The 12,532-nt window shown below is 62.4% G+C and carries 12 protein-coding genes; 5 read left to right on the forward strand and 7 right to left on the reverse strand.

Going from position 1 to position 12,532, the window contains the following annotated elements:
- Positions 1 to 223: 223 nt before the first annotated feature.
- The 3 genes from lnt (at position 224) to JQS30_RS07745 (ending at position 3,343) form a co-directional block, all read left to right on the forward strand.
- The gene (lnt, locus tag JQS30_RS07735) at positions 224 to 1,879 is read left to right on the forward strand and encodes an apolipoprotein N-acyltransferase (RefSeq protein WP_213172776.1); all 1,656 of its coding nucleotides are present in this window, start codon (positions 224 to 226) and stop codon (positions 1,877 to 1,879) included.
- Positions 1,880 to 1,885: 6 nt separating this feature from the next.
- Positions 1,886 to 2,668, forward strand: coding sequence for a polyprenol monophosphomannose synthase (locus JQS30_RS07740; protein WP_213172777.1), 783 nt, complete (start codon positions 1,886 to 1,888; stop codon positions 2,666 to 2,668).
- Between the two features lie 108 nt (positions 2,669 to 2,776).
- Complete coding sequence (locus tag JQS30_RS07745) at positions 2,777 to 3,343, forward strand: FxsA family protein (protein WP_213172778.1); 567 nt, start codon at positions 2,777 to 2,779, stop codon at positions 3,341 to 3,343.
- Positions 3,344 to 3,425: 82 nt separating this feature from the next.
- Here JQS30_RS07745 and JQS30_RS07750 read toward each other — a convergent pair whose 3' ends face one another.
- From JQS30_RS07750 to JQS30_RS07780, 7 genes are all read right to left on the reverse strand, one after another.
- Entirely contained in the window at positions 3,426 to 3,767 is a 342-nt protein-coding gene (locus JQS30_RS07750; protein ID WP_213172779.1) for an RNA polymerase-binding protein RbpA, read from the reverse strand.
- 380 nt (positions 3,768 to 4,147) lie between these two features.
- A complete protein-coding gene (locus JQS30_RS07755; RefSeq protein WP_213172780.1) occupies positions 4,148 to 4,825 on the reverse strand; it encodes a thymidine kinase in 678 nt (225 codons plus the stop codon).
- A gap of 93 nt (positions 4,826 to 4,918) precedes the next feature.
- Entirely contained in the window at positions 4,919 to 6,289 is a 1,371-nt protein-coding gene (locus tag JQS30_RS07760) for an MFS transporter (protein WP_213172781.1), read from the reverse strand.
- Positions 6,290 to 6,525: 236 nt separating this feature from the next.
- A complete protein-coding gene (locus JQS30_RS07765) occupies positions 6,526 to 7,311 on the reverse strand; it encodes a glycerophosphodiester phosphodiesterase family protein (RefSeq protein WP_343076200.1) in 786 nt (261 codons plus the stop codon).
- 107 nt (positions 7,312 to 7,418) lie between these two features.
- Positions 7,419 to 7,958, reverse strand: coding sequence for a PadR family transcriptional regulator (locus JQS30_RS07770; RefSeq protein ID WP_213172783.1), 540 nt, complete (start codon positions 7,956 to 7,958; stop codon positions 7,419 to 7,421).
- 528 nt (positions 7,959 to 8,486) lie between these two features.
- A complete protein-coding gene (locus JQS30_RS07775) occupies positions 8,487 to 10,034 on the reverse strand; it encodes a helix-turn-helix domain-containing protein (RefSeq protein WP_213172784.1) in 1,548 nt (515 codons plus the stop codon).
- Between the two features lie 84 nt (positions 10,035 to 10,118).
- Positions 10,119 to 11,039 (reverse strand): LysR family transcriptional regulator, encoded by a 921-nt coding sequence (locus JQS30_RS07780; protein ID WP_213172785.1) that lies wholly within the window; start codon positions 11,037 to 11,039, stop codon positions 10,119 to 10,121.
- A gap of 285 nt (positions 11,040 to 11,324) precedes the next feature.
- Here JQS30_RS07780 and JQS30_RS07785 point away from each other — a divergent pair, with 285 nt between their 5' ends.
- Together JQS30_RS07785 and JQS30_RS07790 are read left to right on the forward strand one after the other, a co-directional pair.
- On the forward strand, positions 11,325 to 11,531 hold the full coding sequence (locus JQS30_RS07785) for a hypothetical protein (RefSeq protein WP_213172786.1): 207 nt from the start codon (positions 11,325 to 11,327) through the stop codon (positions 11,529 to 11,531).
- Between the two features lie 230 nt (positions 11,532 to 11,761).
- Entirely contained in the window at positions 11,762 to 12,520 is a 759-nt protein-coding gene (locus JQS30_RS07790) for a MerR family transcriptional regulator (RefSeq protein ID WP_213172787.1), read from the forward strand.
- The last annotated feature ends 12 nt before the right edge of the window (positions 12,521 to 12,532 follow it).

The raw sequence follows: 12,532 nt of genomic DNA on the forward strand, positions 1-12,532 counted from the left end.
CTGAGGCATGCGCCCCTTTGCCGTATCCACCAACAGCCCACAAAACGGTGAACCCCCAGCGGCGCCAATCGCCCCACTCGACCTCGCCGCACACCCCAAACCACCCCAAAAACACCGCCACCGAGCCCCGGCCCATAACGGCACCAAGCAGGAGTGGGACCAAAAACGACCACCGGCTACAGTGGTGCCCGAACCGATATCCCCACCGGTCGCAAGGAGACCAATGACCACCAGTGAACCACCGCCTTCGCCCTTGCCCCGACTCGTGGCGTCACTGGTCACCGACTCCGCGCCGAACAAAGCCGCCCCCGGCCCCCGGTTCACACTCCCCGTAGCACTCGCCCTCGCCATCATCGCTGGATTGGCCCTCGTAGCCGCATTCCCACCCATAGGCTGGTGGCCCCTAGCCCCCATCTCCGTGGCGCTCATGGCCGCAGCAGTCCACCGCCGGCGCCCACGCGGCGGATTCGGCATCGGATTCGTCGCCGGACTCGCCTTCTTCCTACCCCTGTTGTCATGGGCCTCCACCCAAGTGGGCCAATGGCCCTGGATCTTCCTCTCCGCATTGCAAGCGGTCTTCCTAGGACTCATCGGCCTAGCCCTAGCCGCCGCCAGCGGCCTCATCGACCGCCACCGCGCCCTATGGCCCCTCGCCATCGCCCTAGCCTGGGTCGCGCAAGAAGCCCTGCGCTCCCGCCAACCCTGGGGAGGATTCCCCTGGGGCCGACTGGCCTTCAGTCAAGCCGACTCACCCACCGTCGCCGCCGCCTGGCTCGGCGGAGCGCCACTAGTCACCTTCATCACCGCGCTGGCCGCCGGAACACTCCTGACCGCAGCCTGGAGGCGGCGCTGGTTTAGCAAACCATCCCCACAGACCCTCACCAGACCACTGGCCCTCGCCGGTACCGCCGCGATCCTCATGGTGGTGCCCATGTGGCTGCCGCTGCACCTGAGTGCCCCCGACGGCGACGACATCACCGTGGGCGTCGTACAAGGCAACGTGCCCCGCATCGGGCTGGACTTCAACGCCCAACGCCGAGCCGTCCTCGACAACCACGTCCAAGGCACCATCGAGTTGGCCCAACGCGCGGACGCCGGAGAGATCCCCCGGCCCGACCTAGTCGTATGGCCCGAAAACGCCTCCGACATCGACCCCATCGCCAACGAAGACGCCTACGAGGAGATCTCCCGCGCGGCCGAAGCCATCGCCGCGCCCATCGTCGTTGGCGGCATCGTCCGTGACCAAGACGGTCTGCACAACGCCAGCCTGGTATGGGACCCCGTCACCGGCCCCGGGTACATGTACTCCAAACAGCATCCGGTGCCGTTCGCCGAATACGTTCCCGCCAAGGACTTCTTTCGCACCATCGCCGGATGGATTGACCAACGTATGGCCGATGGCCTCGACTCCGTCGCCGGATTCACCCCCGGAGACCAACCAGGCGTCATCCCCGTCGCCGACACCGCCATCTCCGGCATCATCTGCTTCGAAGTCGCCTATGACGGCCTGGTCGCCGAAGGAGTCCGCGAAGGCAGCGAAATCATCGCCGTGCAAACGAACAACGCCACCTTCAACAACGCCGAAGCCACCCAACAACTGGCCATGGTGCAGCTGCGCTCAGTCGAACACGCCCGCCACGGCCTCATGGCCTCCACAGTCGGCGTCTCGGGCTTCACCGACGAATACGGCAACGTCTCCCAGGCCACCACCTTCAACACCCCGGCCGCGCTCTCGCAGACACTCCAACTGGGCGAAGCCACCACACCCGCCACGAAACTGGGTATCCTTCCCGAAATGATCATGGTCGCACTGGCCCTGATCGCACTCGGCTACACCGTCGCCGTGCGCACCCGAGATCGCCGGGCAGGAAAGGGCTGACCACACATGACCGACACGCCACCACCCGAAGAGAGTGGGGCTGAGGCCTACAACCCCGGAAAAGTCCTCGTCGCCATCCCCACCTACAACGAACGCGACAACATCACCGACATCGTCGCCGCCGTGCGAGAACACGCGCCAGCGGCCGACATCCTCGTCGTCGACGACAACTCCCCAGACGGCACCGGAGCCATCGCCGAGGACCTCTCCAGCACCTCTAAGGCCGTCCACGTACTCCACCGCGCCAAGAAAGCCGGACTTGGAGCCGCCTACCTGGCCGCATTCGCCTGGGCCCGCGAACAACACTACGACGTCGTCGTCGAAATGGACGCCGACGGCTCCCACGACGCAGCCGACCTACCCCGCCTGCTCGCCGCCCTCGACGGCTGCGAAGTCGTCATCGGCTCCCGCTATATCCCCGGCGGACGCATCGTCAACTGGCCCAAACGCCGCGAGCTGCTTTCGCGCGGAGCCTCCCTGTACACGCGCTTCATGCTCAGCCTGCCCATTCGCGACGTCACCGCAGGCTTTCGCGCCTACAAAATCCCCAGCCTGCACCGACTCGACCTCACCTCAGTGACCTCAGTGGGCTACTGCTTCCAAATCGACCTCACCCGCCGCGCCGTCGCCGCAGGTCAGATCGTCACCGAAGTCCCCATCGTGTTCACCGAACGACGCCTCGGAGCCTCCAAAATGAGCGGAACGATCGCGGTCGAAGCCCTCCGTAACGTCACCAGATGGGGCCTCACCCATCGCCTGCACCAGCTACGACGCCTGATAAAAAAGTGACAACCACCGCCGTCGACACAGGCCACAGCGCAAACGCAGTGCCAACTGCCCCCATCCAGACCGCGCAGGATTGCACCCCAACAACCCTCAAGTGGCACAATGGGAACCATGACAGACCCACGCACGCGATCCGGACAGCCCGGACGAACCTTCACCGGCCGCATGAGCTACCCCATCCGCCTCTCATTCGCCCTGTGGCTGATCGCCGAATTCGCGCTCGTCGTGCTCGCCGTATGGGGCCTGGGAGTGGGTTGGACCATCGTCCTCTTCCTCGGCACCAGCGTGCTCGGCGTCATCCTCATCAACATATGGGGAATGAAATCCCTGCGCACGCTTCAGGAAGCTTACCGGCTGGGCAAAGACCCCCGTAGCCACATGCCATCCGGGTTCGCCACCGTCGGCTCAATCCTGCTCATCGTGCCCGGATTCGTCACCGACCTGCTCGGGTTGCTGCTGATCCTGCCGCCCACCCGATTCCTCTTCAAGAAACTAGCCCTCTACATCAGCGCGATGCTGCCCTCACCGGCCACCATCATCAACCGCAACCGGTCGGGCCGCGACACCCCACTAGGCGAGGACATCATCGACGGGGAAGTCCTCAACGACGACCCACCCATCCGCAAACCCGCCGAAGACCCCCGCCGCATCGAAGGCGAGGACCCACCCAAGAACTAAACATCGGTTGGGCCCCGAGAGCATGCTCTCGGGGCCCAACCGATGTTTACATCGACCCGGGCCTCAGGCCCGAAGTCCTAGCTTATGACTCACCGCGCCGAGCCCGCATCTCCTGCAGGCGCTCGTTGAGAATCTCCTCCAGCTCCTCCATGGAGCGGCGCTCCAGCAGCATGTCCCAGTGGGTGCGCGGAGGCTTCGTCTTCTTCGTCTGCGGCTCCTCGCCGTCGACCAACTTGGCGACCGAACCGTCAAGCCGGCACTCCCACGTAGCCGGGATCTCCGCCTCGGCCGCGAACGGCACCTCAAAACGGTGACCCTGCGGACACACGAAGTCCCGAGACTGGCGCGGAGCCAGTTCGGTATTGCGGTCAGATTCGTAGGAGACAGCCCCAAGTCGGCTGCCGCGTAGCATTCGCTCGCCCATTATCCCTGCACTTCCCCTTGTAGCCATCAACCCAGCGCGTCGACATTGACCGTGCTCAGAGTTCAACGACGCACACAGCCGAAATGTTTCCGGCCCCGACCATCTCACAGTCGACGCACCTGACGTTTCGGCCCAACTCACCATCTTCCCAGCAAGTGAGGCTTACGTCCCTCAAGTGTTACCGATATCGCGTCATCTCGCCCGCATCCGACCCCATGAATGTGACACAAGACTAGCTACAGGCCACGTCAACTCTACCCACAATCGCCGCCGACGTCGCAACGGCAGGCAACCACACACAAGCACCAGCCGCCCACAACCCTACGTCTGGCCACCTCAAAGGGCCGGTGGACTCCGGACACCACCACGAACCCGGCCAGCTAACTCCCCACATTGGGGGACAACTCACCGCGCATATAGTGCTTGCGACACAGCACCTGATAGTGCAACTCGCCCTCATCGGTATCCCCGATGACGACCCGCTGCCCCTGCCGCACCAAATCACCTCGGAACACACGCCCATTCAACTGCCCAGCAGCCCCACACCAGCACAACACCTCCACCTGCAAACGACACACCTCATCGGCCAACTCGAACAGACGCGCGCTGGCGGGGAACAAGGTCGAGGTGAAATCTGAGTTCAAGCCGAAGGCGTAGCAGTCCACTCCGTGTTCGTCGACGAGAGTCGCCAGCTGTTCTATCTGTGGGATCGAGTAGAACTGGGCTTCGTCGCCGATGATGTAGTCCACGTCCAAGGACCGTGCCAAGGCTAGGACGTCCTCTTCGTCACTGAGCAGGTGTGCGTCCTTGCTCAGTCCGATGCGGGTGGTGACCTGTGAGTGTCCGGACCTGTCGTGGGCGGTCAACAGAAGCCCACGTCGCCCTTGGCGAGTGTGGTTGTAGTGGATTTGCAGAGCCAGAGTGGACTTTCCGCAGTCCATGGGGCCATAGAAGAACTTAAAACGGGCGGCCGGGCGTTGATGGGCCGCGACACCTGTAGCCGGTTGCAAAGGCACTTGGCCGGCCCCGAAATCCTGTGCACCACTGAAATTTGTCACGGGCGTCGAGCTTAGTGGCGGCGCGCCACCTGAGCGCACGCGGGAGGTGGCCCGCACCGGTGCGGGCCACCTCTGCTATGTGCGGGTTGGCACCTAGACCTTCGCCGGTGGGGTGTTGCCCACGGCTTCGATGGCTTTGCGAATGGGCACCATCGCCAACAGGATGAAACCGAGGATGAAGAAGGCCAGTAGGGCGAAGATCCCGGCGCGCATACTGCCGGTCATCTGCACGATGACACCGAAGACGAGTGGACCGATCCACGAGGTGCCTCGGTCGGCGATTTGGTAGATGCCAAAGTAGGCCGCTTCGCGGCCCTCGGGGATCAGCTGGCTAAATAGCGAACGTGACAGGGCCTGAGTGCCCCCCATGACCATGCCCAAGGCCACACCGAGGGCTAGGAACCACCCTGGTGACCCGGCGGGCATCCAAAAAGCCGCCAAGACGACGCCGGACCAGCCTATGAGGCCCAGCAGGATCGTCTTTTTCGCGCCGATGCGCACTGCGATCGCTTTGAGAGTCAGGGCTCCGGCGAAGTTGACGAACTGGACGATGAGAATCGTCAACACGAGTACATCGGTGCTCAGGCCCAGCTCTTGGTCGCCATAGGTGCTCGACAGGGCAATCACTGTGGAGATGCCGTCCGAATACAGCAGGAACGCGCCCAGGAACAGCAACGTGTACGGGTAGCGCTTCAGTTCAGAGAAGTTTTGCTTGAGTTCCTTCAGGGAGCCCTTGACCATGCCCGAGTCGGTGAACTTCGATTCCAGCAGCGGGCGGTTCTCTAGGCGGGAAAGTGTGAACATCGTCCAGGCGATCCACCAGATGCCGGTGGCAGCCATTCCATACTGGACTGCGATGAGTGGGTTGATGCCTTGAGCTTCGGCCAGATTGAGCGTCAATAGGTTGAGCATGAGGAACACGCCACCGGAGATGTATCCGCCAGCCCAGCCGATGCTAGAGACTCGGTCCCGGTCGGCGGGTCCCGCCAACTGCGGAAGGTAGGAGTCGTAGACGACCGAGGCGCACGCGTAGAAGATGTTCGCCCCCAGAATCAAGAACGCCGCGAATAGGTAGTTCCCCGAGTCAATGCCGACGAAGACAAACGAGAACATGAACAGCGCGCCGATGACGGCGAAAAAGACCAATAGTCGTCTTTTGTTGGGGCTGCGGTCGGCGATCGTGCCGACAATGGGCAGCATCACCACCGCGAAAAGCACCGATACCGATGTCGTATACGCCCATAGTGACCCGATGGGGATGTCGAACCACAAGACCGGCACCTGGCGGTCGGCGCAGCCGCCTTGGTCGGGGTTGCAACCGGCGGCGATGCCTGCCAGCCGGGTCAGGTAGATGGTGCCGAGCACGGTCATCACGGTCGTGACGAACGGTTGGTCGGCAAGGGCGTAGGCGTACCAGCCGACGCGTTCGCGGCGAGTGGAGTGCGTGTTGGCTATGGGGGACACGTCGTGACTTTCTGGGCGAGTCGAAAAGTGGGCGAAAAGGTTGTGGGGCGGGCCGAAGCGGACGGTTACGTTGTCATGGTGGTTGGGAACGGGTCTAGCGCAGAGCATTCACTGGAGTGGCCCAACCGAGTCCTTGCCGAGTTCGCAGGGCGAGCAATCGGGTGGTGCCTACGCGGGTGATGCTTTGTCGAGTAGATCCGGTAAGACCGTACTGCCTCTGCGGTGGCAGCGGGCGGTCAGCTGGAATCGGGCGTTTTGGGTGGGTGGAGCGGCACCGGCCAATGGCCTCTTTCGTGGTAGACGTGGGTGAGTGCGGCAAGGTCATCGGTCATGATGCCATCGACACCCATGTCAAGTAGCGAACGCATGGTGTCTGGGTCGTTAATGGTCCATACGTGTACTTGAATCCCCAGTCGGTGGGCCCAGTCGACAAAACGGGGAGTGACCACGCGCACGGCACCGGATCGGGCAGGCACTTGCACGGCGGGCACATTGCGCACGAATCCCCACCAACCGGTGCGGCCGCGAGAGGCCATCCAGAGGCGGGCGACTTCGCCTAGGCCCATGGACGTGGCCAGGCGGGGCCCGGCTAGTCTTCGGGCGCGGTGGAGGCGCCAATCAGAGAACGATGCTACGAGGACCCGGTCGAAGGCGTTGCTGCGTCGGATGGTCTCGAGGGTGATGTCTACGGCGGCGTCTACTTTGAGGTCGAGGTTCCAGCGAACATCGTCCCAGGAGTTGAGGGCTTGGGCCAGGGATGGCACGAGGGGGTTCCCGGCGATGGTGATGGTACGCAGTTGTGCCCAGGTGAACTCGCAGATGGGGCGCTGGTCGCCGGTCATGCGTTCCAGGGTTTTGTCGTGGAAGAGCACGGGCACGCCATCGGCGGTGACGTGGACGTCGGTTTCCATGAACCAGCATCCTGCGTCGACGGCGCGTTGAAAGGCGGCCAGTGAGTTTTCGTCCTGGGAGTCGGACCAGCCACGGTGTGCGAAGGCCAGCGGCGTCGCGCCAGCGAGCACGGGATAGGGGCCGACTGGGCGGCGTAGCGCCTGGGGTGTGAGTCGGCGTCGCGGTGGACGTGATGAAAGTGACACGTGCTAAGTGTGCCTCATGTGTGCCAGGCCTGTCAGTACCCGGCCCGGTTGTTGAGTTCTTCGATGGTCTTCTCCAGCCAACGGTGTTCGGCGTGGTTGGACGAGCGGTGGATGCTGAGCAGACCGAGCCGGAAGGGGTCGGTGATGTCCTCGGCGTCTTGGGCCCGGCCGTGTTCGTCCATGAACAAAACTGCGGGGGTGGAGAGGAATGCGAGTCGTTTTTGCAGTACGAGTGCTTGTTCGCGGGGGTTGTCCAGGTGGCGTAGAAAGGCCAGGAGCACATACCAGCGATTGTCGTCGGTGATGAAGACCGGCTTGGGGTCGCGCAGCCATCGACGGAGTTGGTTGGTGCCTTCTTGGGTGATTTCGAGCATGTGGCGGGGGGCGGCCACCGAGCCTGGTGCGGTGCGTCGTGTGAGGTAGTTGGCCTCGTCGAGGCGCTTGATGGTCGGATAGAGGGTTCCGTCTGCGACGGGCCGCACGTGTCCGGCTAGGGCGGCGACTCGGGTCTTGAGGTCGTATCCGTGGAGTGGGTAGTCGCTGAGGAATCCCAATATGGCCAGTTTAAGCATGTTTCCTCTCCTCTCACCGTTTTCGCAAATATATATCGGCAGCGAGGTTTAAGCAAGATGCCGCTGCGCGGCGTGTCCCGGTTCGATGAGTGCGGGCCTGAGACTGGTTGGCAGGGGTTTCGCGGGGGCGTTGTCGGCTTTTGTGTCCGGGGTGTGGCCAACGGATGGGCTCGGGCCGGGTGAGCGGTTCGCGGCCGGGCAGCGGCCAGGGGCGGGGCGAACGTATTTGGTGTCGAGCGTCCTTCCTAGGGCAGGGGTTGGGCCGGTGTGATCGGCCGAGTGTGGATGGTTCCTCGTCGGTGATTTTTCCATCTATAATAGAGATATATCGACATGGAGGTAGGGCCTCCTGTGGTCAGTTCCGCTCATCTGTCGACTCACCGTCGTGAAGAAGGAACGCAGGCTCCGCCTGCGCACTCACCAAAAAGAGAGCTGTTTGACCCGGGTGAGTGTGTCTAGGTCGTCCATCCTTTACCGCAGCACTGTGGGCCCTCACGACTACGTGAGGGCCCACAGATGTAGCTGTGTTTAGTCTCCTCGGAAGACTTCAATCTTCGCCCCGAGTTTGCCGAGCCTTTCGGCCAGCTGCTCGTAGCCGCGGTGGATGACGTTGACATGGCGCAGCACGGAGGTCCCCTTGGCTCGCAGCATGGCCAATAGCAAGACGACGGCCGGTCGCAAGGCTGGCGGGCAAACAATCTCGGCGCCTGACCAGCGGGTGGGGCCTTCCACCAGCACCCGGTGCGGGTCCATAAGGGACACATCGGCTCCGAGTCGGTTGAGCTCTGCCAAATAGATGGCCCGGTTTTCATACACCCAGTCGTGGACGAGCGTTGAGCCCTCGGCGCAGGCGGCGATAAGGGCGAAGAATGGAAGGTTGTCGATGTTGAGCCCGGGAAAGGGCATCGGGTGAATCTTGTCAGCGCGGGCCACCAGAGTCGAGGGATACAAGGTGATGTCGGCAAGCCGTGTGCGGCCGTTCTCGGCCGGATACTCCTCTGACCGTCGATAGTCCAGACCCATCTCCTCGAGCAGCGCGAGTTCGATTTCCAGGAACTCGATAGGCACCCGGCAGACACTGATTTCAGATTCGGTGACGATCCCCGCGGTGATGAGGCTCATCGCCTCGATAGGGTCCTCCGAGAGCGCGTAGTCGACATCGGCGTCAATCTCGGGTTGTCCGTGGACGATGAGGGTCGTGGTGCCGATGCCCTCGATGCTGACGCCGAGTTTCTCGAGGAAGAAACACAGATCTTGCACCATGTAGTTGGGTGATGCGTTGATCAAGGTGGTCTCGCCTGGGCAGCGGGCGGCGGCCATGATCGCGTTTTCGGTGACGGTGTCTCCGCGTTCGGTCAAGACAATCTTGCGTGGCGCGACAGTGCCATCAGAGACCGACGCGTGGTAGGTGCCGTGGGAGGTCTCAACCTCCAGACCGAAGGGTCGCAGCACGGACAGATGCGGCTCGACCGAACGGGTGCCCAAGTTGCAGCCCCCGGCAAAGGGCAGATCGAACTGCGGGTGATCATGGAGCAGCGGGCCCAAGAACATGATGATGCTGCGGGTACGGCGGGCGGCCTCGGCGTTGATATTGCTCAGGTCCAACTTTGCCGGGGGAGTGATCTCCAAATCCCCATTGTCGCCCAACCACCGGTATTGCACGCCCATCGAGGCGAGCACTTCCAGAATGCGGTTGACCTCATCGATCCGGGCCACTCGACGCAACGTCGTGGTACCGGAGGTGAGCAGGCTAGCGCACAGCAGGGACACCCCGGCGTTCTTGGAGGTCTTGACATCGATGGAGCCCGATAGCGTCACCCCGCCATGCACTCGCAGATGCACTGGAGTGGGAGAAGAGGGTGCGGATGCCTCGGCCTCCAAAGCGGCCGAGACCCGAGAAATGACGTCCGGGTCCAAGGCTATAGCGCCTTGCTCGATGTGTTCCAGGACAGACATGGGGACGCCGGCACGCTTAGCCAATTGGGCGCTTTCCATTCCCTGCCCGCGCCGAGCGGTGCGAATCAGAGAACCGATCTGGGTTCGGAACCTCTCGGGTCCGCCTGCGTATGTGTCCATGTGGAAAAGGCTAGCCTACGAAATGGCCCCCAGGGCGCAATACCTCTCCTGGCACGTCAGAGGCGGTGTGGCGCGTGGCGCGGCTCAGGTGCCGATGACAGCCGCTTCGCTCACCAGCTCATCGAGAATGGCCAGGACAGCGGACACATTGGGCCGGTTGCGGGCCCCACGCAACGTCGCGGTGAGAAAGTGGCGGAAGGGAAGGTGGGGGCCAGTGATGGGAATCCGACACAACTCCAAGTGTGGCGGCAAGTCAACTAGTCGGGGGATGAGCGCGACACCCAACTCGTGGGCGACAAGCGCGGCCACAACAGACCATTCACGGGCCTCGTGAGCGATCGTGGGACGAAAACCCGCGTTCGTGCATGCGGTCAACACGTGTTGACGGTGCACCGACCCGGGCACCCCGATAATCCACCCCTCGCGCATGAGACTGCGCAAAGCGACCGCCTTTTCGTCCCCGGCCCAATGGCGAGGAGCCACGACCAGGTCAAACGGGTCGTAAAAAAGGGGCTGCTGGTCAAAACGGATGTCATCGAGCGGCGGGCTATCGGTCGTGGCCTCGACTACGGCCAGGTCGGAGCTGCCAGCAAAGAGCCGATCGAAGCTCTCTTCGGCTTCGGCCTCCCGTAGCCGCAACTCCAAGGATGGGTACTCGCGGGAGGCCCGTTGCGCCAGTGGGGCCAAGAGCGTCGCGGTAGCGGTGGGAAATCCGCACAAACGCAGGATGCCTGACGGCTCGCCCTCAGTGGCTTCGATCTCGGCTTCAGCCAGCCTCCACATAGCCTCAATCGCATCGGCGTGAGCCATCAAAATCTGGGCAGCCGAGGTGAGTTTGATGCGCCTGCCGATGGGCTCAAGTAGCGGCACACCGAGCTCTTTGGAAAGTTGCCGGATCTGTTGGGAGGCAGCCGAAGTGGACATGTGTAGAGACTTGGCCGCTCCTGAGACCGTCCCATAGTGTGCCACTGCTCTCAACACGTGCAACCGACGTAGATCAATCACAATAAAACACCTGGTCACAAACTGAATACAAAGGTTAACTCAATACTTCACGATCACGTTAAGAAATTCAAGACACGCCTGTATTGTGCAGGGAATCAGGGAAGAATAGGCTCGAAGAGTACCAGAAAATCAGTATTCCTTCGCATTCACCAGTGCTTTGTAAGACACTCGAAAGCACGGGATCTTGTGAATCGAAGGTCTGTGACCCCGGGGGCTGCACAAACACGTCATTGTGCGTCGACCGGGTGATTCGAACCCATGTTGACAACGTATCGGAGGAGGACAATGAAGATGTGCTGCCCATTCTGTGGATGGCCAGACGAACAGCCGTACACGACCGTCTCGGTGCATCAGACCAATTCCGGTGCCACGATGTGGACTCGATGCATGTGTGGTTCGTTGCAAACGCGGGTTATGCAAGGCGCGCAGGCGGTCGTGACCGCCCGTGGCAAGCCCACCAACCTCGAAGTGGTCAACCAAGCCGCCGCCTAAGACACCACCCGTTCCAAAACTGTGCAAAGACGATCTCTGCTCGCCTGCCGAGCAGAGATTTTTCATGTCCACAGCCGGTGAATCCCTACCAGCCTCCCCACAGCCCAACTCGCGGAACGAAAACGACTTGCGGTTGACTCAACGTCAACTTCTAACGTGGTGTGAGTCAGAACAACACCCACCAGCCACCCGGGGAAACGCAACCCAGGCGAGCTGTTGAGGAGGTCCACATGAGCTGGTCGACGTCCCAAGTGGCGTCCATGGCACACCTGACCGCACGCACTCTGCGGCACTGGGACGCCATCGGGCTACTTCGCCCTGCCCACACCGCAAGCACAGGGCTGCGCTACTACAACGAAGAACAACTACTGCGGCTGCAACAAATCCTGCTGCTGCGCCGACTCGGACTCCCCCTAGCCCACATCGGCAAAATCCTCGATGGAGACCTCGACCAGGTCGCCGCCCTTCGTCGCCACGGTGACCAACTCCGCCAAGAGAAGGAACGCCTGGAAGCACTGAGTGCCACCGTAGAGGCCACCATCCGCCAACTAGAAGGACACGCACCCATGTCACCAACCCAATGGTTCGACGGACTCACCGATGAGACCCGAGCCGAATACGAAGCCGAGGCCCGCCGCCGCTGGGGCGACCAAGCCGTGGACGACTCCCACGCCGCACTCGCGGCCCTACCCGAAACAGAGCAGCGCCGCATGGCGCGACAATGGGAGAACCTCCACCAACGTCTGGCCGACCTAGTCGACCAGGGACACTCGCCTAGCGACGCGGCGATTCAAGAACTCATTGCCAAACACCACGCCCTGGTGAGCAAAGCCTGGACCCCAGAACGGACCTCATACATCGGGCTGGGCGCCATGTACGTGGAGGACCCGCGCTTCCGCGCCACGTTCGACCGTATTCACCCACGCCTAGCGCACACCCTGCGCGAAGGCATCGACCACTTTGCTCACCAACACCTCAACGACGCATAGGACCGACATTGA

The sequence above is a fragment of the Natronoglycomyces albus genome (assembly GCF_016925535.1).
GTDB lineage: Bacteria > Actinomycetota > Actinomycetes > Mycobacteriales > Micromonosporaceae > Natronoglycomyces > Natronoglycomyces albus.

Excerpts from the sequence above, each read along its gene's own strand:
- JQS30_RS07745 (WP_213172778.1), top strand. The coding sequence starts at position 2,777 with ATGACAGACCCACGCACGCGATCCGGACAGCCCGGACGAACCTTCACC.
- JQS30_RS07750 (WP_213172779.1), bottom strand. The coding sequence starts at position 3,767 with ATGGGCGAGCGAATGCTACGCGGCAGCCGACTTGGGGCTGTCTCCTAC.
- JQS30_RS07775 (WP_213172784.1), bottom strand. The coding sequence starts at position 10,034 with ATGGACACATACGCAGGCGGACCCGAGAGGTTCCGAACCCAGATCGGT.
- JQS30_RS07785 (WP_213172786.1), top strand. The coding sequence starts at position 11,325 with ATGAAGATGTGCTGCCCATTCTGTGGATGGCCAGACGAACAGCCGTAC.
- JQS30_RS07740 (WP_213172777.1), top strand. The coding sequence starts at position 1,886 with ATGACCGACACGCCACCACCCGAAGAGAGTGGGGCTGAGGCCTACAAC.
- JQS30_RS07790 (WP_213172787.1), top strand. The coding sequence starts at position 11,762 with ATGAGCTGGTCGACGTCCCAAGTGGCGTCCATGGCACACCTGACCGCA.
- lnt (WP_213172776.1), top strand. The coding sequence starts at position 224 with ATGACCACCAGTGAACCACCGCCTTCGCCCTTGCCCCGACTCGTGGCG.
- JQS30_RS07770 (WP_213172783.1), bottom strand. The coding sequence starts at position 7,958 with ATGCTTAAACTGGCCATATTGGGATTCCTCAGCGACTACCCACTCCAC.